Raw genomic sequence first — 26,015 nt, 5'->3', positions numbered from 1 at the left:
CCGCCCAAATTTTAGCCAGACATTTTCTTATGTGTCTGGCTTTTTTGTCTTATTTATTTCATATTAAAGTTATCAACACTAAAGGGCAGTGCGTTGGATACCGTTGAATTTATTCAAATTCGTAGATTTATAGTGAAGCTAGGCAAAATGCTGCACAAGTACGGTACCCCTGCGTTCCGTCTTGAAGCTTATCTAGGTGAAGTCGCCAAGTATTTAGGTGTGCACGCATCATTTATTTCTACCCCTACGTCACTCACTTTTGTAATCTGGAGCGACCGCCACGAAGATGAATACAATCATGCCGCGCGGTTACTTCCGGGCGAACTAGATATGAATGCGTTGTCGCTAACTGATGAGCTTGCCAGCGAACTGTTGTCGGGCAAATTAACATTGAGCGAAGCAGATAAGCGCTTAAATGAAATAGATGCCATGGGTAGCCCTTATGGTAAATGGGTTACCGGTGTTGCCTTTGCTATGGCCACCGGCGCATTTGCTATGCTTATGGGTGCAAGCTGGAGCGAAATTGGCTGGTCGGCCGCGCTCGGCATTGTGGCTTACTTATGGACCCTGTGGGCACTGCAATCTAAACGCGTAAATTTAATGCTAGAGCCGGTCACCGCGTTCGTGGGAGGCATTCTTGCCTGCGCCATTGGTCAGTACGTTGACCCAGGTATCAATATTCCGCTAGTTGTGCTTTCGTCGGTCATTGTATTTGTGCCGGGGCTTGCGCTGACTATGGGCCTTGCAGAGCTTTCATCTCGCAATATGGTCTCGGGTACGGCCCGTACAATGGACGCCATAATGCAGTTATTTAAACTGTATTTCGGTGCATTCTTGGGTGTTTCGGTAGGTTTCAGTGTGTTTGGTGAAAACGTGTATACCCCTGCTGAATCCCTGCCTTATTGGGCTACCTGGCTTGCGGTATTTTTACTATGTATTGCACTAGTTGCCATTTTCAGAACCCGAGTTAAACACATTCCGTGGGCACTGGCAGCTGCGTTTATTGCTTATAGTGCTACCGCATGGAGCTCTGATTACATGAGCCCTGGGCTTGGTGCGTTTGTGGGTGCATTTGCCTTAGGTATTTTTGCCAATGCATTTACGCGCATAGCCAATCAGCCAGCGACCATTGTGGCTATGCACGGGCTTATTGTGCTGGTGCCGGGGTCTAAAACCTATATTGGTCTGAATTCGTTTATGACCGGCCAAGACTTTGTAAAAGCCGATCATCTAGGTCAAGAAGTGTTTCTTATATTCATGTCGCTAGTGGCGGGGTTAATCTTTGCTAACGTAGTGGTGCCCACTAAAAAAGCACTGTAACAACACGTCACGAGCAGCCTAAAAGAATCAAGCTTATGCTGCGCTGTAACGCTGCCTTGTTAGTGCTAAGTTTCTTTAAACAAGGGCAGACAAAAGCAGCGCAACTAAAGGCAGTGTAAACAAAATCAGTGTAGTGGGCAGCGTAGCTAAAAGCGCTATTTAAGTAGCTTGATCAACGCTCGCCCTAAACGAGCGTTTAGCGCACCGGCGGCAATGGCTTCAGCCGAATTCTCCATAAACTTGGCCGACAAGCTGCCGCCAATTTGATTGGCTACTTCATCGGTAGCCAAGTCGAATACGCCCTGCGCAGCAATATTTTGTGCCAGCACTTTTAGCAGCTTCCAATTCCCCACTGTGCTTGGCCTTAGCCCATATACACGGGCCATACGCCGAATGGTACGAAAGCTAATCCACACGACCGCAAAAGTTTGAATTAGGTTGTTTGGGCTTATAAATGCCAAGCTTCCTGCCGTTACCGACTCTTTATTTAGCACCTTATGCGCTTTTTCCTGCACCGGTTTCAAAACCGTATCTTCGTACAGCCCAAGACGTTCTGGCCCCGTCATGTCTTCTAGAAGCTGCTGCTGATAGCGTTCGAAACAATGGGCTGCGTAAGACCCTCTAGAAAAGCGTTTGCCGTGTTGGGTCAATACACGGTCTATTTCTTGTGGCGAGGATGGTGTATCCACTGAAGACTGTTGGCCCGCTGAGGGCTGTTGATCCGCTGAAGGTTTTTTTCCCGCTGAAGGCTTTTTACCCGCTGAAGGCTTTTTACCCGCTGAAGGCTCACCTTTATAAGCCAGTAAATCACGGATAACACCGGCGTCTTCCATCGCTGTGTTTACTTGCTTGTAGCCTCGCCACTCTTTAAAGCTTAAAAAGCTAAAGCAGCTAACAAAACCCACCAGCAGCGCACCCACAACGCCTGTTCCAATGGGATGCTCAGACATGTTCGCGGCAAGAGTTGTATAGGCTTCAAAAACAAAAAAGCCAATTAACGACACTACACCAAACCCTAGAGTTGCAGCACCTAACGAAAAACCGTCTTTCTTAGCTTCAACTTCCCATACATCTTCACCAACTTGCTGCGGAAGCTTGGTTTCAGGCTGCGCGATATCTAACGTTTGTGTTTTAACTTTAGTTTTGTACTGAGGCTTGTTCACTTCACTACTATTTTGCTCGCCCTGAGACGCAGTTTGAAATTGGGTGTTTGCTTCATCTGGCTGATCGCTGTTCGCGCCATAAAGCGCTTCGCTTCTTTCGCTTCTAGAAATGGACGAACTGGGCGACTTGCTAAGATCGGACGAGCTAGGCGGCTCAGGGATTTCGTCAAATTTATAAGGTCTATCACTCATTATTGCTCTCCTTTGCCCAGTAAAAACTGAAGCAATCTGTCTACACCCTTACCCGCTAAAATACGTGCTTTAAAATCGCTAGGCACACTTACATTAGGTACTGGGAAGTGGCTTCCCTCTTCCATATCTTTTAGTGTGCTGGGTATGGCTTCAAACGTAGATTCTACATAGTGACCATCAGTGTCTTTATAGCGAATAGCGTCTTCATTGCTGCCGTCGTCGGTGACTTGCATGCTAGACACTAAAAAGTGCTCGAACTGGATAGGTTTTCCATCGAACCGGGCTCTGGCCCCTTCGGTAATCTGGGTAAGCAAATTAAGTAAATTACCGCGCTGACTTACCGGCACTAAGTCAGACTTCGTGGCCACAAATGCCACTTTACCTATTTGCTCTTTTTTCAAAATATTGCGTGAAAACCACGTACTTTGCCCATACACAAAGGTATCGGCTAAATGGCTTAAGGTTTCCTTTAACTGATACAAATGCTGCCTGCTATGGTTTAGTCCTTCAAACAAGTCCACCAGAATTATTTGTTTATCGGTTTCTTTAAAAATGGACTGTTTTAACGGCGTTAGCCAAGCACTTTGAAACTTCAAAAAATGCTTATCAAATATTTTAAACCACGGGTGCGACACATCGCTGGTAATACTAGAGGGCAGAGGCGTAAAGCCAAAAGCCTGCCAATCAAAGTCGCTTGATTCCAATAAAAAGCTGCCCGGCTGTAGCAAAGATATACCGTTAGCTTTAGCTTCAACCAAATAATCACGGTAGGCGTTAACAAGCAGTTGAATGCGCTGCTCTGTGGGCTCTTGTTCAAAGTCGAACTGATTAACAAAGGCTTTCCACTGGCTTGCAAAGTACTGTTGCGGCCCGCTGCTAAGCTGCGCCCACGCAGAGTCTGACCAATGGGCATAGGTTTTACTTAACATGGGAATGTCAGTAACCCACTCGCCCGGGTAGTCAATGAATTCAAACACCACTTCGGTATGGGGCAAAACATGACGCTTAAGTGAAGCGGTTTCTTTTAAACGAACCACTAACTTAAAGCCAAATGCTTCTTCAGTAGCTTTAGGCCACTGGCCGTTTTCCAGATCAGCAATATTCTCTAGATGCGGGAAGGGTTTATAGCCCTCAATGGGGTCAACGCGCATATCAAGCACATGGGAAGGCGGCAAATATCGCAGCAAAGGTAAGCAAGCATAACCCTCTTCACTACGGCTTTTCAGCATAGTGATAAGGCTGGTAAATAGCATGGACTTACCGCTTCGACTAAGCCCAGTAATAGTAAATCGGTGCGTTTCTTTGTTAAACGCACTACTTAGTTTGTCGCCGGTTAGCGACGCTATTTCCCGAGTTTTGTCAAAAAGCGTAGCGATATTTTTCTGCATTATTGTTTTATATTCTGCCTTTGCAGCTCCTATACCTTTGAGCCTATCTCAACAAACATAACGTGCCGAGAGGGCTGCACTTACTTTGCTATAAAGTTCGCAATATAAGAGTAATGAGGTTTTGTACGTGTAAAAGCAAGGGCAGTGCCATTTAAACACGCCGCTTAGGAGGAAAAGCCAGGTTACCCTTAGCCTGCAAGTTAATGCTCGTGCGTTTGGTTGAAGAGCTTTTTCTTTATACGGTTTTTGCTGGAGTGCCAGTGGTTCTTAGGTTTGCGAGGTGCGTTCTCGATAACATGCTCAAAATCAATATCTGACTTTTTAGTTGGCGGTACATGCGCACAAAAGAATGTATCAATTTGTGACTGCGCCAGCCTTTTTAGGCTTTCACGATATTGATTAGGGTGACATAGCGGATACGGTGGTACTAGCTCACCTTTCACCTGCACTAAAACATCGGCGATATAAGCCTGCTGAGTAGGAATGTGCTGAAGTGTTAAGTCGTGATCGGTATGACCCGGCGTGTACATTACCTGCCAATCGGTAAAACCCGGCAACCGTTGATTGTCGGCAAGCGTGATATCTGGCGCTAATATTGGGTTATACCAAATAGGCATTCTAGGCTTGCCAATGCGGTTTGCCACCCACCAGGTTAGCAGCAAATCAATAGCGTGAGCGGTACGCCCGGCAAAGCCCGCATACCATTTAATCGCTTTGGGGTGTGATGCTACCTGTGCCCCTGTGCGCTTGCGCAATTTAATGGCGCCACCGGCGTGATCGGGGTGCATGTGAGTAACAACAATAAGCTTTAGGTCTGATAAGGGACGACCCAATGTTTGCGTGATGTACTGACACACCTTGTCTACATCGGCTCGGCTACAGCCATCTAGCAATAGTATACCCTTGCTGTCTTCAACCAGATAAATATGCTGAATATAGCCTGCTAATGTGTGAATTTTCATTACCGCTTCCTTTTCACCCGAACCTGCAACGCTTGCTAAAAGTACTTCCCAATAAGCCTAAGCACTTACTTCTACTTACCCATGTATTACCCATATATCCTAGCGCTTTTTACTATGAAAGTTGCCAGCCATTGCTACGCAAAACCTTTTGTTAATACACTCATTTCATTAGTGTTGCTTGGAACGAATCCTACCAAAACCTATCTGGTATGACCAGATTCAGCAAACAAGTGTAGCATCAAATCCCGTAGCCACATCAACCCTGGCTCGCCTTCTTGTTGGCTATGCCAGTAAAGGTGTGTTTCCAATGCGGGTATTTGATAAGGGAGTTTGGTGCTAATAAGGTTATCGTCGCTTACCGCATCGGCCACCGAACCAGGCAGGGTTAACAGGGCATTAGTGTTAGCCACTACATCGGCAGCCGCGCGATAGTTTTGGCAGCGCCACAGCGAGGGCCGACTTACGCCCAATTGTTGCAGGGCAATCTCTTCTACTGACGCCCCTTTAGCACGATTAGATACGGTAATGTGGCGGGCCGCCACATACTTTTTTTTATCTAAACTTTGTGCCAATGGGTTTTGCTTATTCATCAGCACTTTGTAGGTATCGCGACGCAATAACGAGTGTGAAATAGGCGCGGCAACCGCACGGCCAATATCAATAACTAAGTGAAGATTCCGATTTGATAGGTCTGCCAACATGGTATCGCGATGTAAGCGAGTGCTTACTATTTCAATGTTGGGTGCTTGTTGTTCTAAGGTTGAAAGCAGTACAGGCAACACGCCTAGCTCTAACGACTCCTGCATGGCAATAACGAAACGTTGATGACTGTGTAGCGGGTCGAAATCGGCGAACTCCCCTAACGCCTTTCGAATATCGCCCAAGGCTTTTAGAATAGCGGGCGCTAGTCTTTCACAGGCAGCGGTAGGCAACATGCTTTGCTTTTCTTTTACAAAAAGCGGGTCGCCTAAAATATCTCGAAACCGGCGCATGGCATGACTGACTGCCGACGGCGTAATGTGAAGTGCCTCGGCCACGCGGGTCATGTTTCTATACTGCCAGAGTGCTTCGAAAACCTTTAGTAGGTTCAAATCTAGCTTTTCAAATTGCCTATTTTCTACCACCTACGCCACTATGAATAAAATTCACACCATTTAAGGATTATATTTCATTTCATTCACCTAGCAAGTTTATCTACTATGGATGCATCGAATAGTTTTTGCACGACGGCAATCCAAGCCTAAGCATTTAGGCTTGCTGCTGTTAAGCGACGTTAAATGCGCGATGCAAATCACAATACGCAATACTCAATGCGCAAATAGTAAGTGCATAAAAATATAAAGAGGTACCCTATGGATTTTTCACATAACGACAAAACAAAAGCCTTGTTAGAAAAGCTGGATAACTTTATTGCCGAGCATATTGCGCCAATCGAGAATGAAGTTTACGACTTTCATCATAAAGAGAATAACCATGGCGACTGGAAAAGCTGGAAGCTGCACCCTGGTACTGAAGCACTCAAAGCTAAAGCACGCGAAGCGGGCTTAGCGAATTTGTTTCTGCCCGATGCAGAGCTAGGCCAAGGCCTTACTACACTTGAATATGCGCCAATGGCTGAGCGCATGGGTAAATACTTGTTTGCCCCTGAAATATTCAACTGTAATGCGCCAGACACCGGCAACATGGAAGTGCTTTATCACTTCGGCAACGATGAACAAAAAGAAAAGTGGCTAAAACCCTTACTGGCTGGCGAGATTCGTTCAGTGTTTGGCATGACTGAACCTGACGTTGCATCGTCTGATGCCACCAACATGGCGGCAACCATCATTGAAGATGGTGACGACGTAGTTATTAATGGCAAGAAGTGGTGGTCGACAGGCTTAGGGCACCCTAACGCAGCCTTCACGATATTCATGGGTTTATCGAACCCCGACAACGACAAGCACAGCCGCCACAGTATGGTAATAGTGCCGCTAGACACACCAGGAATTACTATAAAGCGTATGCTAGATGCCTACGGCGATTACGATGCGCCATACGGCCACGGCGAAATGCACTTTGATAATGTGCGCGTAAGTAAAGACAACATTGTAATGGGTTTAGGCAAAGGGTTTGCAATAGCACAAGGTCGCTTAGGCCCTGGCCGTATTCACCACTGCATGCGCGCTATCGGCATGGCAGAAAAAGCATTAGAGCTTGCGCTTAAACGCGGTCATGAACGGGTTGCTTTTGGTAAGCCTATCATTCGCCTAGGTGGTAACCTAGAGCGTGTTGCCGATGCCCGCATGGCAATAGAGCAAGCGCGTTTGCTTACCCTTCACGCGGCGTGGAAGATAGATAACCTTGGCGTTAAGCACGCTATGACAGAGATCTCAGCCATTAAAGTGGTAGTGCCAAACATGCTACAAAGCGTGGTGGATATGGCATTACAAATTCACGGTGGCGCAGGTATGTGTAGCGACTTCCCATTAGCCCGTTTTGCAGCTGGCGCAAGAGCCCTTCGCTTAGCTGACGGCCCTGACGAAGTGCATAAAGGCATGGTGTCTCGCTTAGAGCTTAAAAAGTACCAGTAATAAAAAGCCATAAAAAAATGCCGCTTCTTGTTACAAGAAGCGGCATTTTATTTTGTTTATAAACTAACTCGTTGTTTAGTTTGCTATCGGCTTAGTAAGTATAACGTGCCTGTACGTACCACATACCACCGTTGAATCCAAACGGGCTAGACTCAGAGTAAAGCTGACCTAGGCTTCCTGCACTTGGATTTTCTTCTGGGTATTCGTCGAATAGGTTGTTCACACCAATAACAAGATCAAGGTTTTCGCTATAAGAGTACTTGGCTTCTACGTCTATCAAGATAGCTGCATCAATACCATCTACACCATTACCTGTATCGTCCCAACCACCGTAGTAGTTAGCGCGAACTAGAGTGCGAAGTGCACCTTGGGTGTGTGTCCATGAAATATTACCGCGAAGGTTTGGCAGCAAGTCTTCAATTGCAGCAACACGGCCTTCACCAATTGGGTTAAGCGTACCTACATCGTCCACTTCGGTTTCGTTGTAGTTTGCTGCTAGCGTAATGCGTGAATTACCTTCCCATAAATCGAAGCTGTAGTTACCTACAATGTCGATACCGCGCGTTGTGGTGTCGAAGCTGTTAGAGAAGAAACGGAACTGTGACAAGTCATCCAGACCGATAAAGTCTGAACGGTCGATAATGCCCGACGCATCAAGCTCGGTAAGCGCTTCAGATACGCTTGCGTAGTCTGTACCACCACCAGCAAAGTTAAGCGCATCTAGGAAGTTAACGTTAGCACCTAGTGCAACACGGTTTTCCATTTCGATGTTGTAGAAATCGATGGTCCAGCTCATGTCTGCCACATCAATTGACGCACCAAAAGAGAAGTTAACCGCTTCCTCTGGCCCTAAGTCTGGGCGACCATTACCTTGGCTTTCAATAAAGTCAGCTGCTAGCTGACCTGCCGCCGATGACAATGGCAATGTACCTTGGTCAATTAGCACGCCGTTTACGTTTTGCGTGGTAACGTTAGTAATGCTTGCTTGCCCCGCTGTTGGCGCGTGGAAGCCAGTTGAGTATGCACCGCGTAAACGGAAGTCGTCAGTTACGTGGAATATACCTGCAAGTTTAAAGTCGGTAGTATCACCAAACTCACTGAAGTCTTCGCGGCGTACCGCTGCTTGCAGAGTTAGTTGATCGGTAACATCAGCTTCTAAATCCACATAAACCGCAGTACTGTCTTGCGACGCGCTAGTATCACGAGGGAAGCCACCAAAACCGTTAGAGCTAGACGAGAACCCTTGGCTAGCTAGTGGGCCTAGGGCGTAAGACGCTTCATCACCGGCAAATAAGTCAAATTCTTCTTTACGGTATTCTGCACCAAACGCTACGTTTAAGTCAGACGCCAAGCCTACATCTACACCGTACACAAAGTTAAGGTTAACTAGGGTTTCCGTTTGCTCCTGACCACCAGGCACAAAGTCGCGTGGCGTATCTGGGCCTAACGAGGCGTTGATGGTGTTTCGAATAAAGAAGTCTGTACGGTTAGAGCCACGCTGCGCACTGAAGTCATAACCCAAGCCGTTACCAATTTCTAAGTCGCCACGTACACCTACGGTAAATGCCATGTCTTCGTTGTCGCCACCAAAGCGAGGTACAAAGCCCGTTGGAATAGTTTCAATGAACGAGAAACAGTTATCGTCAGCCTGTACTTGCGCTAGGAATGTAGGATCTGGGAATACATTGCCTTCACCGCCAATTGGAATACCGTCAATACAGCTTCCACCTACGCCAACACCGTCAAGGTCGCCTACAAGCACAGAGTGTACGCCGTCTGGGTCGGCTAAACCTGTTAGTGGGTCAACCAATGGGCCTGCGTATACACCGCCGCGCTGGCTACCTTCTGTTACAGGGTTACGGTAGAAGAAGCCACCGGTAACTGTACGTTTACCGTAGTTACCAAATAGGTAAAGCTCAGCTTTGTCGTTTAGCTCATACGCTGAGTTAATGAATAGCTTGTAGTCGTCTTCTACGTCTGGCTGGCCCCAATACTGTGGCACTTCATTGGTATAGGTATTGATAGTAGAAAAGTCAGACTGGCTTAAGTAACCCGCATCAACCATACCTTGTACGTCGTCGCGCACTACTGAACGTACGGTACCTTCAACATCGCGAATTTCACCCGTTATGTTCACAAAGCCGTCTGCACCTAGCGAGAAACCGGCATTGGCAGAAATAGTGTAGTTGTCGCCATCACCTTCATAGGTAGAGCCATAGTTTGCACGGAACTCAAAACCTTCATCATCATCGCGAAGTAAGAAGTTAAGTACCCCTGCGATAGCGTCTGAACCATATTGCGACGATGCACCGTCACGAAGTACTTCTACTTGTTTTAGCGCTAGCGAAGGAATTGCTGAAATATCAACACCCTGTGCGCCGTCAGAAATACCACCACCTAAGAAAGAAATGATAGAGCCGCGGTGACGACGCTTACCGTTTACCAACACCAACACGTTATCAGGTGATAGACCGCGCATGTTAGCCGGGCGCACAATAGTAGCTGCGTCACTGATTGGCTGTGTGTTTACATCGAACGACGGTACGTTAGTACGCAGCATGTCTTGCACGTCGCTTGAAGAGTTTTGACGGAATTCATCACCAGTAATTACGTCTACTGGAACAGGTGAATCAGCCGCAGAGCGATTGCTCATACGCGTACCGGTTACAATGATATTTTCAACATCTTCTGCTTTTTCTTCTGCATCTTGCGCAAACGTAGGCGCTGACATCGCCGCAAAAAACGGTAATGAACTAGCAATAATGGCTGAGGTTATTCGATTAAGTTTTTTCCCCTTAGGGAAGTTACCTTGATCCACTGTGTTTCTCCTTCAAGACTTGTTGTTTTTTATATGGTTTTAATATTTTTATTATTGGCGTGAGCAATACTTATAAGTGGCTGCAGTAAAAATGTGTGACAGCCAAACTAAAAAGCACCGCATAATTAGAACAGAACAACTAAAAAAACTTATTGAAAGAGATAATTATCACTCATAAGGAGTAATTTATATTAGCCTTTAGGATAATGCTGCTATTGAATATTTTAGAAGAATGGGGTTAACACCGTATTTAACGGTAGAACTCGCTAAACGTAGAAGGATTAATGATTCTTAAGGTTTTGTAATTAGGGGAGTTATTAGACAAGCGGTAGCTAACCGTAAACGATTAGCTACCTTTGCCAATTAATAGCGCTTTAATTAAAAGCTATACGAAGCACTTAGCTGCGCGTTAATACCTGCGCCGTAGTAACCCACCGTATGTAGGCTGTTAATGTACTTCTTATCGAATATGTTATTAATGTTCATGCGAACGGTTAGGTTTTCAGAAAAGGCTTGTGATGCATACACATTACCTAAGAAATACGCACCTTGTTCAACGTTATAATCAACATTGCTTATTTCAGACTGCCAGCGACCACCAAAGCCTACTTCTACCTCTGGTGCTTGCGGTACCGTGTACGCTAGCTGGAAGGTTACTACGTCGCGTGGTGCCCATAGGTTAGCATCGTTACCTTGCTCGTCTTCTACGTCGATAGCGGTATAAGACGCGTTAACACGCAGAGCATCGGTTACTTGGCCGGCCACTTCAATTTCAAAACCATCAGACTTTACCGATACGCCTTCGTAGTAAAACTGCAGGGTTTCTGGGTTAGTGCCAGCGTAAGCGGCTAGGTTGTCTTGCTCTGCAGTAAAGTACGCGAACGTTGTTAATAAACGGTCGTCGAACCACTGCGCTTTAACGCCTGCCTCAAAGTTTTGACCTTTAGTTGGGTCTAGGTACTGGCCGTTAATGTCGTACTGTTCTTGCGGCTGGTACACATCTGAATAACTTACATACGCGTTTACATCTTCTGTTACCGCGTAAGTAGCACCAACGTAAGGGCTGGCTTCGCTTTCTGAGTTATCGATAACCGCGCCTGCGTTTTGCCCCGTACGCTCAAAATCAATAGCATTGAAACCAGCAATAACATGCATTTCATCGGTAACGCTGAAACGCGCAGAACCAAAATAACGGGTTAGGTTTTGCTCAATGTTTGAGTACTCGGCAGCCGCTAGCCAATCAGGCTCGGCAATAGCATCTAACGCATAAGGGAACGCAGGCGTTGGGCCAAATGCAGGCGTAGTAGCATAGTCAAATGAGTGAGCATAAGACACATCGTCGCTCGTAGCGTGACTTACGCCAAAGTTCACTTCGTGATTGCGGCCAAATAGCGAAAAATCACCAAACACACGGCCTTCTACAAGATGAGAATCGCGCTCAGAGTCGTAACGACCCGGCCAGCCAACTAGGCCTAAGCCTGTGTCTTTATCAATAGCGTCGTAGGCGTAAAACAGTTTGCTTTGATCTTCAAAGTCGCGGTAGTTATAGCTAAGCAAAAGCTGCCAATCGTTATCGAACACATAGTCTAGCTCTACAAACGCATTGGTAGTTTCGGTATCCCATTTCGTCCATTCTTGTGCTGTGGTATCGCTAATGTCCCACTCGGCTTGGGTGCCATCGGTGTAGTTAAATACTAGGCCGCCCCAGGTGTTGCCGTCGGTATTAGCATCTTGGTAAGACAACCCAAAGGTTACGGTAGCGTTATCGGTTAACTGGCCGTCGATAACACCGTAAACAAAGCTGCGATCGTTCTCTAATCCATCCAAGTGCGACTCTTTATCTTCAACACTTGCTACTACGCGTGCTGCCCAGCTGCCATCTTCAGTAAGCAGCATTGAATAGTCGCCCTGAACACGCTTAAAGTTGTACGAGCCTATGCTTGCGCCAATTTCACCGCCCTCTTCATTAGTTGGGCGCTTGCGCACATAGTTAATGGTACCCGACGCATTACCCACACCGGTTAAAAGACCGTTGGCACCACGAATAACTTCAATTTCTTCATAACCGTAAGCTTCAACAGAGCCAGTAACAATGCCCCAGTCGTTCGGCAAGCCCACACCGTCAATTTGAGTGTTTTTAATTTCAAAACCACGGGCCGTATAGTTGGTACGGTTAGTTTCCCATTCTTCTACGTTAATACCTGGCGCTAGCTTTAGCGCATCATTAATATTAAACGCACCAAACGACTGCATTAGGTCTTCAGAAAGAATGCTAATAGACTGCGGCGTTTCGCTAATTTCCATGGTTAAGCCCGTTGCACCGCGGCTAACGCGGTTTTGACGAACGCCAACAATACGAATTTTTTCAACGTCTGCTTCTTTAACTTCTACCGTATCGCTTTGCGTAGTTTGCGCATTTACCGACAATGCAAACGCGATAGGCGTTAGTGCAAATAAACTGCTTAATTTCATGGCTTTCTCTGTTATTGGTTTTGAAGGGTTGGTTTTTTTCGAGCGGGAGTATAAAACAGCTTAAACTTAATTTAAATGATAATTGTTATTATTTACTAAACAATCATTATAAGCACTGTTAGAAAGGAATATTTGAGTTTATTAGGTAAATGATTTAGAAATAGAAACTCAATGGACTGGCAACAAGTTAGCGGTTTTGACCCAAAATATAACGTACTACTCAACCAACGCTTCTGCTCTTGCGAAACAATATGACAGCATACCCTTCGAGTCTGTTCACAAAGACTGGTTAAAGGCAATACCTAAAGAAGGAATGGTGCTAGATGTAGGTGCTGGTTCCGGTCGCGATGCTCGTTATTTAGCTGCAAAAGGCTTAGGTGTAGTCGCAGTTGAACCCGCCTCTGGCATTCGAGAACTTGCACAAGCCTATACGGTCTCTAGTCCTATTCACTGGATATCCGATTCATTACCTGAACTAACTGAAGTTTTTCGCCTACAAACAAAATTTGACCTAATCCTTCTAAGTGCAGTTTGGATGCACATCCCGCCATCGTCCCGAGAACGGGCCTTTAGAAAACTATCTTCGTTACTGAAACCCAACGGTAAGCTAGTTATATCTCTACGCCATGGCAGTTGCGCTGACGAACGCACTATGTACCCTGTTTCAGCAGATGAACTGGCTAAGTTTGCAAGTCAATTCGGACTTACCTATCGACTGCTTACCCCTGAGAATTCGGACGATGCGCTGGGTCGCACTGACGTTCAATGGCAAACGGTTTTACTTACACTTCCCGATAACGGTACAGGTGCATTTCCGTTAATTAGAAACATCGTAATAAACGACAGTAAATCCTCAACATACAAGGTTGCACTTTTACGGACACTACTCAGAATAGCCGAAGGACATCCGGGCGCGGTTATAGAACAAACGAACGAACACGTAATTCTGCCTGTTGGATTAGTAGCCCTTTATTGGTTGAAGCTTTATAAACCGTTAATCGATAAATTCGAAATGCAACAAAGCAGCAACTCTAGTAGAGGGTTGGGATTTATTAAAACTGACGGTTGGCAGCAGATTACAGCTTTTTCTAGTAATGATTTTTACATCGGCGCGCACTATTCAGATAGTGCAACAGTACAAGCGATTTACCGAACTCTAAAAGACATCGCTTCGACTGTAAAAAACATGCCCGCTAAACACACCACTTTGCCTGGCACTGATGTAGGTGTTTTTCACGTAGAGCTTAATCAAACTCGAAAGCCTAAAAACGATTTGTTACTAGACTTCGAGTTTTTGTCATCGTTGGGAAAGTTCTATGTACCCGTGCATATTTGGGATTCATTGACTCAGTTTAGCGTATGGATAGAGCCGACATTGATTAACGAGTGGTCATCTTTAATGGCAGGTTATGGTTTAAACAAACAAAGGCCGTTTACTAAAGTCGATTATCTTAATGCCCTTCGATGGGAAGACCCAGAACGTTCCACTTCTAAAATTCGAAAACGGGTTAATGAGTTACTTACTAATGAAGGCGTTGCATGCTGCTGGTCTGGAAAGCGGCTAAAACTTTCTGGCTATGCTATCGATCATGCATTTCCTTTTGCGCGATGGCCCAATAATGATCTCTGGAATTTGTTACCAACCCAATCGGGTATAAACGCTAAAAAATCTGATAAATTACCCACAGGATTGAAACTTTCCAACTCTCGGGAGTTAATCGTTTCTTGGTGGAAACAAGGCTGGCAAAGCAATCAAACTGAGTTTTTTAGTCAAGCCAATTTAGCCCTACCTAACCTTAAGCCAAATAACACCAACTTTGATGACGTGTTTGAAGCGTTCGCTCTGCAACGTGACCGAATTAAAGCGCTGCAACAGTTGGAGGATTGGCGATAACATTGGAAGATAGTTTATTGAAGCTTACTTCTAAACCAGCGTCTAAAATCACTGTTTAGCGTTGCGATATTTCTCCCGTACAATCGCTGAATATCGCTCATGGAAAGCTCTTCACAGCCATTTTCGCTTTCTAACAGCAAAAGTCGGCTCATAAAGTCTTGGTTGTCGCTCATTAGAAAAGCAACGAAAGCCCAACTAGAAGCATAGAATTGATGCGGATCTTGGCGCCAACTACTCTCCGTCCCTTCAAAGAGTGTGGTCAATGCTAGCGGCTGATTACTTTTAAAATGATTAACCCATGCGCTGTTAGTCAAACTTCCCGGGCTTTCTGAATATTCCGCCATTCCTTCATTCAACCATTTCGCCACTTGGCCATACCAATATCGATTAATGGTATGCATTACCTCATGCGTTATAGTTTGGAGTGTTTCCTTATTGCCCCGAATCAAAATGGCAGATTCATTTCTGCCCGAAGAGTAAAAGCCTGTGCTTGTGGGTGTAGAAAGATTAAAACGCTTGCTATATTTTTCATACGCACCTTTATCGCTGAAACTCCTTATATTAGCTACAACAGGAACCATTGATTCGATAGGTGTAACAGGAGCAAAAGCATCTAATGCTTCTTGTACTCTTCCTCGTACCGCGCGCTGAACGTCAAACGGTAAATTATGCGAGAGAAAATTAAGCGAAATAGCCTCTGGGTTAATAATTTTGGCTACTTGTACTGAAGTATTGCTGTTCAGCTTCCTAGGAGAGTCACTTATATGCTTAACGCCTTTCCCATCTGTCCATGTATAAATTGTCTTTCTCTCGGGTGGTTTTATCTTGTCTAAACATTTATATGTGTGAGGGGCTTCATGCTCACCTATTCGAGAAGTGCTTTGTGTATATCTGACTTCGGAATTTACCTTAGGCTTTAAACTATTTTGGCCAATAGAAATTTCTGACTCTGAACGTAAAGCATTAACTGCAGAGCTTTCTTGATTGCTCTTTCCCTGTAGCTTAACTTCTATAAACTCGAAAGCTATATTGAGGAATTGGGGTAGATTGACACTGTCCCGCGCGAAGTATAAAACTCCCACACTATTAACAACTATCACACTAGCGACTATAAAAAACTTTGCGCCAATTCCATTTCTGTTTACCATGCTAGTCCTTCAACACTGTCATATATCTAGACGTGTCATCAGACTACAACATCATTTAAGAAACAAAGTATTAGTTAGATGAATAGGTTTGAATTTCGATACATAGTTATAAGATAAAAACACTGACAACTATTCTCCAATCTGGAAATATCGAGCAATAGGATATCTATATAAACGTAGCTACGATACCGCAGTAGCTCAATAAAATTGCTCCCCATATAGCTTTTCAAGGATGATAATGAAAAAGGCGTATACTTTACTTCCATTACTACTAACAGCCACATATTCATTGGCTGATTCTGACTTTACCCCTTCTAAATATCAATGCGCAGGCATAGAGCAGCGTATCGACAACATTAACTCAAAAATGCGCGCTGGTTACAGTACAAGAGAAGGCGAGCAATTAAAAAGCCAACTTCGAAATCTAAAAAAACAACGTTATGAATGCAAAAAGAAAGGGTTCTCAGTTAACTAGATAATAAAGGGACTTTTACACCGAACCTCTGCCTTTTGCCTCCGGAGTGCATAGTCATCAATCAGCTTTTGATTGATGACCCTTAACCACCCCATAAAAAACCTCAACTAGCCTATCAATGCTTTCGCCATTATCGAAACAGAGCTGGCTCAGCCGCCTTTTATTAATTTTGTATGTAGCGCTAGCAAAGGCCAGCGTTTCTCTAAAGCTATTTAACTCTCCATCGAACATTCTGAACACCTCACGCTACGGTTTTGCCACCAGCTTTTTAAACAAGCTAATCATTAGCACTAATTGAGTTTATAATAGCGGTTAAACCGTTTTTGAATTACATCGACCAACCTGAGTAGAACATGGCCCATAAAGTACGTTATAAATTTAAAGGTGTGGCAAAAGAGATAAATTTTTCTTACAGCCTCCATCAAAATATGCATGAAGCTGTGGCCGATGCTGAGGGTATAGACCTTTCCCAGTTCCTGCAAACTGAACAGCAGCTTGCCGCTATCAGCAAAGACAAAAAAACCGTAAGAAACTTCAGAGATACCGAATTTGCAAAAATGGGCTTTTCTGAATTGTACTTTTTAAAAAACGGTCAGGAATGATGGTTGAGCCCGATAGGGTTCTTACCGCTGATTCCGAAGCGCAATGCTATCAATCAGCTTTTGATTGATGATCTTCAACCAACCCATGAAAAACCTCAATCGCCTTATCAAAGCTTTCATCGTTGTCGAAATAAAGCTGACTTAGCCGGCTTTTCTTTATTTTGTAGGTAGCGCTGGCAAAGGCTAGCGCTTCTCTAAAGCTGCTAAACTCTTCATCGAACACCTTGAACACCTCGCGTTGTGGCTTTGCTACCCGCGTTATGCTGCCGTTTACTTCATAGTCGAACCCAGCAAATTTTAGGCGTGAAAGGGTTTCTTTACCTAATCGCATGCCGCCTTTTAGGCTTATTTGAAATGCGGCGTCCATTTCTTCAATTTCTTCCATGCTCCAGTGGTTATATACCCTAATGGCCTTTTTGTACTTTTCTGCCAATAGCTTTTTTAACACGGTAATTCTAGGTTCTAACGTGGCGTTGTTTTCGTTTTTTAGCAGGTCGAAACATTCGTTGCATGAAGGTACGGAGATAAAGTCGGCCTGTAAGTGCCCGCTTTGCCAGTCGTGAATGAATTTTATAGGCGGAATAAAGTCTTGCCGGGCCGCTTCACAGCCGCAGTAAATACAGCGATTAAAGTCAGCCGAAAGTACTGCATTTAAAGGCTGATAGAATTTTTGATAATTCTTTTCTGACATACTGCTATTTGTTCAAGTGGTTAATGCTATTTGGATGCTTTTAATCTTGGTTACGTTAACACAGCGCACTTTATGTGAAAGTGAAAAGTAGTGTGTTAAAACAAAAAGCGCCGCCAATTGGCAGCGCTTTGTTTTACAATTTAATCAGTCTTTATAACTGAACCACTGAAAACTACAACCGCGACAGGCTGATAGCGCATGTCGTAATTAGCTGCCCGCATTGCAACGTAACAGTATCAAGGCGTTGCGACAGTTGGTGGATTAGCGCTAACTTCGAAAGTTACATTATTAAAAGTTTGTTACGGAGGGAGCAACACTTTTCGAAAAAGTATATTTTTCTATACCTAATTATAAAAAATAACCGTTATGCCCAAATTTTTCTCTGTAATTTAAATTAAATGGCGCTAATATAGCCAATATGCAATCAAATGGATTTGAACGCGGTGTTCCTGTCCGCAAATGTAAATGGAGTTAATAGTGCTTAAACGCAACCTTCAGTTAATCGCTTTATCTACTACGCTTGCTTTAGCAGCAGGTTGTAGCTCAACACCAAAAACAAATGCTACAGATATGGGGATGAACCTGCCCTCTTGGGTAACAAACCCAACAGTAGAGTCCGGTTTAGCAGCCTCATCTTGTGTAGCAGCATCAAACAGCTTTTCTATGGATAAAACTCAGGCTGCTACTATGGCACGTACTGAGTTGGCCGCCCAATTAGATGCTCGCGTATCTTCTCTACAAGAACAATATGCACAAACGTTATCTAGTGCTAGTGCCAGTACCACTAATACTAACTTTTCTACCACCACTACCCAGTTCGTGAATCAAGCGCTTCAGGGCTCGAAAGTAACCAAGGTCGATTACGCTCAAATGGGTCAACAGAAAAATGTGTGTGCATTGGTCACTGTGTCTGAAGACAACGCAAAGAGATTATTTGAACGCGTTATCAATAGTGCTCCTACTAAGTTAAGTCCAGAAGATGAAACATTACTTTATCTGAACTTTTTAAAGTCGGAAAATCAGCTGTAGAACGGGTTTAAGTAATGAGTGAAAATCAGAGAAGTTCGGATGAGACTGCCACAGCGCCTGGTCGCAAAAAATCAATCTATGAATACTTTGTAGCAGGTGCTCTTGGTCTTATGGCTTTAGGTCAGTGGGGAGACACTAAAGACGTTATTGTTGAAGCCTGGCGACTTACTCTTTCTAACTTCACGCATCAATACGAATATCAGGCGTTAGACCGTATAAATGTAGGCAGTAATTTACGCTACATAAAAAACCTTATTGGCGAGCCGCAGTTAATCAAAACCAGTAAATACAATGATGAAATCAGCTTTGCTTATTACCTAAAAGAAAAATACATACTAACGCTGATAGTAGAAGAAAACCGTGTAAGTGCATACACCATCACAAGCCTAATTGATGACTTTGTGCCGCATAGCCTACTCACAAAGACCGCTAGCGACGACAAAACTAGCATTGCCGATAACTACGGCACTATTGAAGATTTCACACTAGATTTCAACAACATTGAATACCTTTTAGTTAAAGAAGAGCTTGGTAAAGAAAAGTTATTCGTTAACAACTACTTTGGTGCTATCAGCTACGGTGTAGAGGTACAACTGCCCAGTGAAGAACTACGAGAGATCTACAACACCTTAAATATGGATGAGACATCACCAGAGGCGTTAACAAAAGTGAGGCAGTTAACTACGAGAGCCATAAATAACTTTTATGGCGCAGGTGAAAATGACCTATCAGTCATTGCCGACTCAGTTTTAACCAACTTTGAATACTCTTTGTATTACAAGAAATAAGGACATACTTGCCATGTTGCGAAACAGAGTGTTAAAGAAGGCAGTTATTGCATCGATGCTGTTAAGCGCACCTTCAGTGGCGCAGCAGTCAAAGTTTGATGCCTATAAGGAAAAGCATAAAGAGAGGTACGAACGCTTTGCTAACGATTACTCTCAGCGGTATGAAGCGTTTAAAGAAAAGTTAATCGAAAAATGGGGCGTAGCTGAGTTGAGTTCATCCACTGAGTACGTGGCATATTCAAACGATAACAATATAAAAGTCATTGCTGATTTCGAAAAAGACACTATTGAGGTGAGTATTCGTGACGACGAATTCGACACACTTGATGAACAGGAAAAGAACGATCAAGTCAAAGCTGCGATTGAAAGTACGCTAAAATTGTCAGCATCTGAAGCAAAAGAAGTAAACCCTGAGTTTGTCATTTTAGACGGTAACTCAGTAAAAAAAGCACACATTCCCACGCTAAAAAACAATAAAAGCGCAGCCCCTACCTTGCTTAACGCATTGGGAATAAAAAGTGATGCTGATTTAGCAAAATCGATAGTTGCTGCAAAAGCGATACCCGTAGAAAAACAGGCTGCATTAGTTACGCAACGAACTAAAGCTCGCTTAGAGAAGCAGATAAAAGAAGTCGAACAGTTTGCTTCAAGAGAAGATGTGCCGAAGCAAACAAAAGAACAAGCCACAAAAACAGTGGCGACGCTCACTACACAACTTAATGAAGTATCAGAAGCAAAAGTTGACGCAACAGCCAAAAACACGCGTTCTTATAAAATACAACTGCAGCGGGCGCGTTACGAAAAAGCAGCTGAATTTTTAAATGCCGTTTCACAACAGGCTTCACGTTGGCAAGTAGCCGAAGATACCCTGCTGGCAGTAATGGAAACCGAAAGCCACTTTAACCCCCTGGCCAAGTCACATATTCCCGCTTACGGGTTAATGCAAATTGTGCCCGCCACCGCAGGCGCAGATGTGAATAAACAAGTATTTTCCAGTGATAAAAAGCCAACGCCTGAAGAGTTGTATGACAGCGAACGCAATATTGAATATGGCAGCGCATATTTCAATATTTTAATGACGCGTTATCTTAAAGAAGTTGAAAACCCTACCAGTCGATTGTACTGCGCTATTGCCGCTTATAATACTGGCATAGGCAACCTCTCAAAAGCATTCAACAATGGTAAGCGCGGCAGAATGGCAGCAATTGAGAAAATTAATCAGATGACGCCAGAACAAGTGATGCAAGTAATAAAAAGTAAAACACACACTGAAACGCAACGCTATTTAGACAAAGTATTAGGCAGTAAAGCGTACTTTTCACAACACATTTAGCGCCGAGGTTAGATAATGCGACAACTACTTTACCTTTTGCTGTTTGCCGTATCTTCCGCAACGGCCGTTGAATTACCGCCAGATTCAGAAAAATACATTTATGGCATAGGTACCGACACCAGCTACGACCTCGCGCAAAAAGCGGCCATGGCAGATATCGTGATGAAACTGGCTACAAGGGTAAACGTAAGCACCAAAATCAACCAAACAAAACAGTCTAATAGGACCCAAGTTGATGCTCAGTCACAAGTAATAGCTGAGAGTCGAGGTATAGAGCTACCCAATGTAGAGGTCATTGATTCTAACCAAAAGAATAATTTTTGGCAGGTCCTTGTACGGGTTGAACGAGAGCAAGTTAAACGCGCTATAAAACATCAACTCGATACCATAAACAGTGACTTACAGTTTATTCTTGAAGAATTTGAGAATTATTACGCGCCTTCGTGTTTTTATACGTTAAGTAATGAAGAAAATAAAAGAACACTGCTTAACGAGTTAATACCAGCATACATAGGCATTGGCAGCGAAGATGGCGCTGAAACCCAGTTTAACAGCACTATTAACACTTTCGACCGCACTTACAAACGCTGCAAAAAGCGCAACCGTTACACCCTAACCTTCTCACAGCCTGTAACTAGCACACTAAAAAATTCAACGAAAGCGCTGTTGAAAAAGCAAGGATTTGACGTGGTTAGTAAAGGTGAGAACACGGGGAGCGTGCAGTTTAATATAAAAGCCAAATCTTCAATGTTTAAAGAGACGCACTTCACTATTTTAACCGTTGAAATCCTTGTTTTTGATGAAAGGGAATCATTGCAATTTAAAGATTCTTTCAAAGTAAAAGGCGCCTCTTTCAAATCTAGCAGTGAGTCTGTTGCTAGAGCAGAGCAAGCGTTACTGCAACGCGTGAAACTAAAATAAAAATCTAAAGGTACTGAGAGAATGAGAAAAGCACACTACTTAACTAGTTTAGCCGCTGCACTTACCATCACAGCGTGCAGCTCTACTACCCCAACGGCGTTGCCAACTTACCCTGATTTTAATATACCAGCATTGCCTGGCACACCAATTGATGCAGGCAACGTTCAAAGCAATAAGCTTTTAGTTGCACCAGGCGTAAAAAGCGATGTACCGTCATTCATTCAAAGTATGTTTGTAGACAATATGACTGCGTTTGTTAACGAAAGTGGTTCCGAAGTTATAGACCGTCAGCTAGCACAACGCTTCATTGATGAAATTCAGTTAAAAGAAAACTTATCAGAAACCTACGAAGCCTACCAAGGACCTGTAGAAGCAAAGTTTTTGATCATTCCGACAGTTACAGACTATTCTTGGAGTAGTGAATACGAAAAAGCAGACTCTCGCAAAAACAAAGACGGAGAAACCATCCGTTACCCAGCCGAGTGCGACTACACAGGCAAAGTGAAAGGAAATGTTCAAATTCGCGCGTTGCCTTCGATGAAACAGATTATTTCAGTAAACCTAACTGGCAGAGAAAGCGGCTCAAAAGAAAACCCGCCAAGCAAAAAATGTGACGAGACAAGCATGATAAATGGCGCAATTAAGGGCGCTATTGCTGACCTATTGGTAAAAGGGGACGATGACTATATCACGCTGAGCAAGTATGTAAGCTCGCAAGGTATGATCACCGGAGCTAAAAAGGCCGAAGGTGAAATATACTTCGAAACAAACTTAGGCCGTTTACATGGTGCGAAAGAAGAAGCTGCCGTTGCTATTTATCAAGAAATTGATGGTGAGTTAGTGAAGATTGCTTCGGGCGAAATGGTAGACAAAGACAATGTTTTTAACAGTAAGTCTTACATTAAAGTAGAAGGTGATAGCGTAGAACGCATTAAACGCGGCATGATTGTAATGCTTTCTGGTGAATGCACTGGCTTTGGCTGTAAATGGAATAGCTCTTTAAAGAATTTAACAAAGTAAATAGTCAAGCAATTCAAACTAAGCCTGCAACTCCTACTGCAGGCTTGGCTCTTTACAGTATTTCTTAAGCGGTCGAAGCGAGAACACAAAAGTCGCGCCGGTACTACCTAGGCTACTGGTCTCGGTTACGTTAACACGCCGCACTTTATGTAAAAGTGAAATGTGGTGCGTTCAAACAAAAAGCGCCGCCAATTGGCAGCGCTTTGTTTTTTAAACGAACCACTGAAAACTACAGCCGCGACGGCCTGCTGTGTGGGTCACCTTCTATGTGATCTTTTGGTTCACGAGGTTTAGGTTTAGCCGCAATAGGCACGTCTTCCTCGCTTTCTTCATCAATATCCCATGTGCCTTCTTCGCTCCAAGGGTCGTCGTCGGGGAACTCGCCAATGTTGATTTCTTTTACCGAATAGTCGGGCTGATAGCGCATGTCGTAATTAGCTGCCCGCACTATGGCGATACACAGCATTAAGGCTACAGCTAATAGCGGCACGCCCCCTATTATTGATGCGGTTTGTAGCGTTTCCAGCCCGCCCACAAACATAAGCACAATAGGCATAAAAGATAGCGCGAAGGCCCAGAATAAGCGGTTCCAGCGCAGTGGTTCTTCGTCTACTTCTTTTTGAACTACGGCTGCCAGAATGTAAGAAATAGAATCGAAAGTAGTGGCGGTGAATATTAGCGCCAATAGGGTAAATACAAAGATAACCACGTAGTCCATAGGCAGTGTGTGCAGCATGGCAAAAATGGCTGCGGTTGGGCTTTCTTGGTTAAGTATGGTGACTACGTCTAGTTCGCCTGAAAGCTGTAAATACAGACCGTAATTCCCCATTACCATGAAGAATAAAAAGCAGCCCATGGTGCCGAAGAACATAGAGCCCGCCACCATGGTTCGAATGGTGCGCCCTCTTGAAATACGCGCTATAAATAAGCCTACGCTTGGTGCAAATACTAGCCACCATGCCCAGTAGAATATGGTCCAGTCTTGCGGGAAGTGGGTGTTTTCAAAACCGTTAAATTCGGCGAAGGGTTCTAGCCATGTGGCCATTTTTATGATGTTGCTAAGTACTCGGCCTAGGGCATCTAAACCTGTGTTCGCCATAAACAACGTTGGGCCTACTATGAAGATAAACAGCAGTAGCCCGACAGCCAGCCAAAAGTTAATGTCTGATAGCAGCTTAATGCCTTTTTTAAGGCCAACATAGGCGCTGTAGCCAAATATTGCGGTGCAGGTGATTAATACAATCACTTGGGTAGTGAGTGATTTAGGCACACCAAAGAGTTCGTGAACCCCTTCGTTTATCATAGGTGCCGCCAAGCCAAGCGTTGTTGCCCCGCCGCCTAACATGCCGAAAATAAAGCTGATATCGATAATTTTACCTAGCCAGCCGTGGGCCATTTTCTCGCCTATTACCGGCATTAGGGCTTCGGATATTTTAAGTACGCTGTGATTACGCACGTAGTAGAAGTAAGCAATGGGTACTGCAGGAATAAGGTAAATAGCCCAAGCTAGCGGGCCCCAGTGAAATATACCGTAGGCCGCGGCCCATTTGGCAGCTTCTGGGGTTTCGCCTTCTATATGAAACGGTGGGGCTTGGTAGTAGTACACCCACTCAATCATAGACCAGTACAAGATAGACGCCCCAATACCCGCACAAAACAGCATGGCAGCCCAGGATACTGGCGAGAACTCAGGCTTTTCTTCAGGTTCGCCCAGTTTTATTTGGCCAATGTCGCTAAACATGATGTACACCATGAAGCCACCAGCCCCCACACCAAGTAGAAGGTACAGCACACCAAGTTTGCTGGTAACGAAGTCTTTGGCGGCTGCCACCCATTGTGCGCCCTGGTCAGGCCAAATGATAAGAGGAAGGGTGACGGCAAGAAGAAGAATAAGAGAGCCAAAAAAGGTTGGCTTATCAATAACGCTAAATGCGCTTTCCTGTTTAATGGTGGCCTTGGGTGAGGCCGCATCTCGGGTATTACTACTCATACACGATCCTTTGTTTTGTTTTTTATCGATGCCTTATGCGTTGAAGCTTTAAACGGGCAATCTTGTTAAACAGTTTATCAGAATTGAGGAATACATGTTTTGATGTGGCGTTGGAGCATGGTTTTACTTATAGCCTATTGCGTTATTGGTAGGTTAAGTTAAGCAAGTGGGTAGCGACGATTTAGCATATTTGTAAGACTGAACTAACAGACATTTGTGTGACTTTAACTTACCATTACAAACATTAGATTTAATTTATATTAACCCGAAGAATTTGCACCCTCGCAAGTTTCAGGAGAAAGAATTAGTGAACTGGACAACAACACCATTTGAGCCGCTAGCCGGTTTGGCAGGTGGGCTGCTTATAGGCTCGTCAGTGGTACTTTTATTGTATACGCTTGGCCGCATTGCAGGTATTTCAGGTATTGCCGCAGGGGCAATGACTCAGCATGGCATTGAACGCTACTGGCGGCTAGCGTTTTTGATAGGGGTTGTTTTGTCTGCCGTACTGTACATGGTGCTTGAAGGCCATTTACAGGTTCAAACTCAAATGAGCTCGGCGTGGTTGGTAGTTGCGGGCTTATTAGTGGGCTTTGGTACGCGCCTTGGTTCTGGGTGTACGTCGGGCCATGGCGTTGCTGGCCTATCTCGGTTATCGCCCCGCTCTATTGTGGCAACCGTTACCTTTATGGCAGCTGCCATTGTGACCACGAATATCATCAGACACCTGTAAATTACCGAGGAGCATATTCTTATGAGAGCAATTATAGCCTCGCTTATTTGTGGGCTTTTATTTGGCTTTGGCCTTATTGTATCGGGTATGAGCAACCCTGCCCGCGTGCTGAACTTTTTAGATTTCAGTGCAAATTGGGATGCTACGTTAGCCTTTGTAATGGGCGGCGCTATTTTAGTGGCTGCACCTGGCATGTATTGGGTGCGCAAGCGCAGCAAACCCTTGTTTGCGAATAAGTTTGATATTCCTACCAGCAAAACTATTGATGCAAAGCTAATTCTGGGCTCTGCAGCTTTTGGCATTGGCTGGGGTATTAGCGGTTTTTGCCCAGGGCCTGCCGTAGTAGCGATTGCTTCGCTTCAAACTGATGTGCTGTTGTTTGTAGGTGCCATGATTGTCGGCATGCTGGCCCAGCATTGGTTGAAGCCAAAAGCGGCTTAAAACATAACTACCCTTGCGGCTTTATCCCCTAGTGAGGATAAAGTCGTAATTATCCCTTTAAG

The 26,015-nt window shown here is 44.4% G+C and carries 21 protein-coding genes; 12 read left to right on the top strand and 9 right to left on the bottom strand.

All coding sequences use genetic code 11. The features are described 5' to 3' along the window. Positions 1 to 93: 93 nt before the first annotated feature. Positions 94 to 1,320, top strand: a complete 1,227-nt coding sequence (locus ACYTPF_RS13610) for a threonine/serine exporter family protein (protein ID WP_423078600.1) — start codon at positions 94 to 96, stop codon at positions 1,318 to 1,320. Positions 1,321 to 1,475: 155 nt separating this feature from the next. Here ACYTPF_RS13610 and ACYTPF_RS13605 read toward each other — a convergent pair whose 3' ends face one another. The 4 genes from ACYTPF_RS13605 to ACYTPF_RS13590 all read right to left on the bottom strand — a co-directional run bounded on the left by ACYTPF_RS13605 (position 1,476) and on the right by ACYTPF_RS13590 (position 6,149). After that, positions 1,476 to 2,675: a DUF697 domain-containing protein gene (locus ACYTPF_RS13605; protein ID WP_461852591.1), complete on the bottom strand. Its 1,200-nt coding sequence runs from the start codon at positions 2,673 to 2,675 to the stop codon at positions 1,476 to 1,478. Continuing rightward, positions 2,675 to 4,063 (bottom strand): YcjX family protein, encoded by a 1,389-nt coding sequence (locus ACYTPF_RS13600; protein WP_461852590.1) that lies wholly within the window; start codon positions 4,061 to 4,063, stop codon positions 2,675 to 2,677. The genes ACYTPF_RS13605 and ACYTPF_RS13600 overlap by 1 nt, the downstream gene beginning before the upstream one ends. A 200-nt stretch (positions 4,064 to 4,263) precedes the next feature. Next, on the bottom strand, positions 4,264 to 5,025 hold the full coding sequence (locus ACYTPF_RS13595) for an MBL fold metallo-hydrolase (protein WP_461852589.1): 762 nt from the start codon (positions 5,023 to 5,025) through the stop codon (positions 4,264 to 4,266). 200 nt (positions 5,026 to 5,225) lie between these two features. Continuing rightward, on the bottom strand, positions 5,226 to 6,149 hold the full coding sequence (locus ACYTPF_RS13590) for a LysR family transcriptional regulator (protein WP_461852588.1): 924 nt from the start codon (positions 6,147 to 6,149) through the stop codon (positions 5,226 to 5,228). 228 nt (positions 6,150 to 6,377) lie between these two features. Here ACYTPF_RS13590 and ACYTPF_RS13585 point away from each other — a divergent pair, with 228 nt between their 5' ends. Next, positions 6,378 to 7,598 carry an acyl-CoA dehydrogenase family protein gene (locus ACYTPF_RS13585; RefSeq protein WP_461852587.1) on the top strand — a complete coding sequence of 407 codons (1,221 nt, stop codon included), beginning with the start codon at positions 6,378 to 6,380 and terminating at the stop codon, positions 7,596 to 7,598. Between the two features lie 91 nt (positions 7,599 to 7,689). Here ACYTPF_RS13585 and ACYTPF_RS13580 read toward each other — a convergent pair whose 3' ends face one another. Continuing rightward, positions 7,690 to 10,416, bottom strand: a complete 2,727-nt coding sequence (locus tag ACYTPF_RS13580; RefSeq protein ID WP_461852586.1) for a TonB-dependent receptor plug domain-containing protein — start codon at positions 10,414 to 10,416, stop codon at positions 7,690 to 7,692. A 378-nt stretch (positions 10,417 to 10,794) separates the two neighbouring features. Further along, positions 10,795 to 12,888: a TonB-dependent siderophore receptor gene (locus ACYTPF_RS13575; RefSeq protein WP_461852585.1), complete on the bottom strand. Its 2,094-nt coding sequence runs from the start codon at positions 12,886 to 12,888 to the stop codon at positions 10,795 to 10,797. A 196-nt stretch (positions 12,889 to 13,084) separates the two neighbouring features. Between ACYTPF_RS13575 and ACYTPF_RS13570 the strand changes: the two genes are divergently transcribed. Beyond that, positions 13,085 to 14,782, top strand: coding sequence for a methyltransferase domain-containing protein (locus ACYTPF_RS13570; RefSeq protein ID WP_461852584.1), 1,698 nt, complete (start codon positions 13,085 to 13,087; stop codon positions 14,780 to 14,782). A gap of 14 nt (positions 14,783 to 14,796) precedes the next feature. On the opposite strand, the gene ACYTPF_RS13565 is transcribed toward ACYTPF_RS13570, so the two are convergent. Next, a complete protein-coding gene (locus ACYTPF_RS13565) occupies positions 14,797 to 15,930 on the bottom strand; it encodes a DUF4124 domain-containing protein (protein ID WP_461852583.1) in 1,134 nt (377 codons plus the stop codon). 238 nt (positions 15,931 to 16,168) lie between these two features. On the opposite strand from ACYTPF_RS13565, the gene ACYTPF_RS13560 reads away from it, so the two are divergent. Together ACYTPF_RS13560 and ACYTPF_RS13555 are read left to right on the top strand one after the other, a co-directional pair. Next, positions 16,169 to 16,405, top strand: a complete 237-nt coding sequence (locus ACYTPF_RS13560) for a hypothetical protein (protein WP_423078589.1) — start codon at positions 16,169 to 16,171, stop codon at positions 16,403 to 16,405. Between the two features lie 353 nt (positions 16,406 to 16,758). Further along, positions 16,759 to 17,007 carry a DUF2960 family protein gene (locus tag ACYTPF_RS13555; RefSeq protein ID WP_024015448.1) on the top strand — a complete coding sequence of 83 codons (249 nt, stop codon included), beginning with the start codon at positions 16,759 to 16,761 and terminating at the stop codon, positions 17,005 to 17,007. Between the two features lie 49 nt (positions 17,008 to 17,056). On the opposite strand, the gene ACYTPF_RS13550 is transcribed toward ACYTPF_RS13555, so the two are convergent. Next, positions 17,057 to 17,698: a hypothetical protein gene (locus tag ACYTPF_RS13550; RefSeq protein WP_461852582.1), complete on the bottom strand. Its 642-nt coding sequence runs from the start codon at positions 17,696 to 17,698 to the stop codon at positions 17,057 to 17,059. Between the two features lie 477 nt (positions 17,699 to 18,175). On the opposite strand from ACYTPF_RS13550, the gene ACYTPF_RS13545 reads away from it, so the two are divergent. Genes ACYTPF_RS13545 through ACYTPF_RS13525 form a run of 5 tightly spaced genes read left to right on the top strand, consistent with a single transcriptional unit; the run spans position 18,176 to position 22,789 of the window. Then, positions 18,176 to 18,727, top strand: a complete 552-nt coding sequence (locus ACYTPF_RS13545; RefSeq protein ID WP_461852581.1) for a hypothetical protein — start codon at positions 18,176 to 18,178, stop codon at positions 18,725 to 18,727. 14 nt (positions 18,728 to 18,741) lie between these two features. Then, complete coding sequence (locus ACYTPF_RS13540; protein ID WP_461852580.1) at positions 18,742 to 19,515, top strand: ETEC_3214 domain-containing protein; 774 nt, start codon at positions 18,742 to 18,744, stop codon at positions 19,513 to 19,515. Between the two features lie 13 nt (positions 19,516 to 19,528). Then, on the top strand, positions 19,529 to 20,848 hold the full coding sequence (locus tag ACYTPF_RS13535; protein ID WP_461852579.1) for a transglycosylase SLT domain-containing protein: 1,320 nt from the start codon (positions 19,529 to 19,531) through the stop codon (positions 20,846 to 20,848). Positions 20,849 to 20,863: 15 nt separating this feature from the next. Continuing rightward, positions 20,864 to 21,769, top strand: a complete 906-nt coding sequence (locus tag ACYTPF_RS13530; protein WP_461852578.1) for an LPP20 family lipoprotein — start codon at positions 20,864 to 20,866, stop codon at positions 21,767 to 21,769. A gap of 21 nt (positions 21,770 to 21,790) precedes the next feature. Then, on the top strand, positions 21,791 to 22,789 hold the full coding sequence (locus ACYTPF_RS13525) for a hypothetical protein (protein WP_461852577.1): 999 nt from the start codon (positions 21,791 to 21,793) through the stop codon (positions 22,787 to 22,789). Positions 22,790 to 23,018: 229 nt separating this feature from the next. On the opposite strand, the gene ACYTPF_RS13520 is transcribed toward ACYTPF_RS13525, so the two are convergent. Next, positions 23,019 to 24,779, bottom strand: coding sequence for a BCCT family transporter (locus ACYTPF_RS13520; RefSeq protein WP_461852576.1), 1,761 nt, complete (start codon positions 24,777 to 24,779; stop codon positions 23,019 to 23,021). A gap of 307 nt (positions 24,780 to 25,086) precedes the next feature. Here ACYTPF_RS13520 and ACYTPF_RS13515 point away from each other — a divergent pair, with 307 nt between their 5' ends. Continuing rightward, on the top strand, positions 25,087 to 25,512 hold the full coding sequence (locus tag ACYTPF_RS13515; protein ID WP_461852575.1) for a YeeE/YedE family protein: 426 nt from the start codon (positions 25,087 to 25,089) through the stop codon (positions 25,510 to 25,512). Between the two features lie 21 nt (positions 25,513 to 25,533). Then, the gene (locus tag ACYTPF_RS13510; protein WP_461852574.1) at positions 25,534 to 25,953 is read left to right on the top strand and encodes a DUF6691 family protein; all 420 of its coding nucleotides are present in this window, start codon (positions 25,534 to 25,536) and stop codon (positions 25,951 to 25,953) included. Positions 25,954 to 26,015 lie beyond the last annotated feature (62 nt).

The sequence above is a fragment of the Alteromonas sp. HB246098 genome, from assembly GCF_054890645.1.
The sequence above is the reverse complement of the archived record's forward strand: the minus strand, read 5'-3'. Positions and strand labels throughout refer to the sequence as shown.

Coding starts and splice junctions, on each gene's coding strand:
- ACYTPF_RS13605 (WP_461852591.1), bottom strand. CDS start 2,675: ATGAGTGATAGACCTTATAAATTTGACGAAATCCCTGAGCCGCCTAGC.
- ACYTPF_RS13600 (WP_461852590.1), bottom strand. CDS start 4,063: ATGCAGAAAAATATCGCTACGCTTTTTGACAAAACTCGGGAAATAGCG.
- ACYTPF_RS13595 (WP_461852589.1), bottom strand. CDS start 5,025: ATGAAAATTCACACATTAGCAGGCTATATTCAGCATATTTATCTGGTT.
- ACYTPF_RS13585 (WP_461852587.1), top strand. CDS start 6,378: ATGGATTTTTCACATAACGACAAAACAAAAGCCTTGTTAGAAAAGCTG.
- ACYTPF_RS13575 (WP_461852585.1), bottom strand. CDS start 12,888: ATGAAATTAAGCAGTTTATTTGCACTAACGCCTATCGCGTTTGCATTG.
- ACYTPF_RS13565 (WP_461852583.1), bottom strand. CDS start 15,930: ATGGTAAACAGAAATGGAATTGGCGCAAAGTTTTTTATAGTCGCTAGT.
- ACYTPF_RS13560 (WP_423078589.1), top strand. CDS start 16,169: ATGAAAAAGGCGTATACTTTACTTCCATTACTACTAACAGCCACATAT.
- ACYTPF_RS13555 (WP_024015448.1), top strand. CDS start 16,759: ATGGCCCATAAAGTACGTTATAAATTTAAAGGTGTGGCAAAAGAGATA.
- ACYTPF_RS13550 (WP_461852582.1), bottom strand. CDS start 17,698: ATGTCAGAAAAGAATTATCAAAAATTCTATCAGCCTTTAAATGCAGTA.
- ACYTPF_RS13540 (WP_461852580.1), top strand. CDS start 18,742: ATGAGTGAAAATCAGAGAAGTTCGGATGAGACTGCCACAGCGCCTGGT.
- ACYTPF_RS13535 (WP_461852579.1), top strand. CDS start 19,529: ATGTTGCGAAACAGAGTGTTAAAGAAGGCAGTTATTGCATCGATGCTG.
- ACYTPF_RS13530 (WP_461852578.1), top strand. CDS start 20,864: ATGCGACAACTACTTTACCTTTTGCTGTTTGCCGTATCTTCCGCAACG.
- ACYTPF_RS13525 (WP_461852577.1), top strand. CDS start 21,791: ATGAGAAAAGCACACTACTTAACTAGTTTAGCCGCTGCACTTACCATC.
- ACYTPF_RS13520 (WP_461852576.1), bottom strand. CDS start 24,779: ATGAGTAGTAATACCCGAGATGCGGCCTCACCCAAGGCCACCATTAAA.
- ACYTPF_RS13510 (WP_461852574.1), top strand. CDS start 25,534: ATGAGAGCAATTATAGCCTCGCTTATTTGTGGGCTTTTATTTGGCTTT.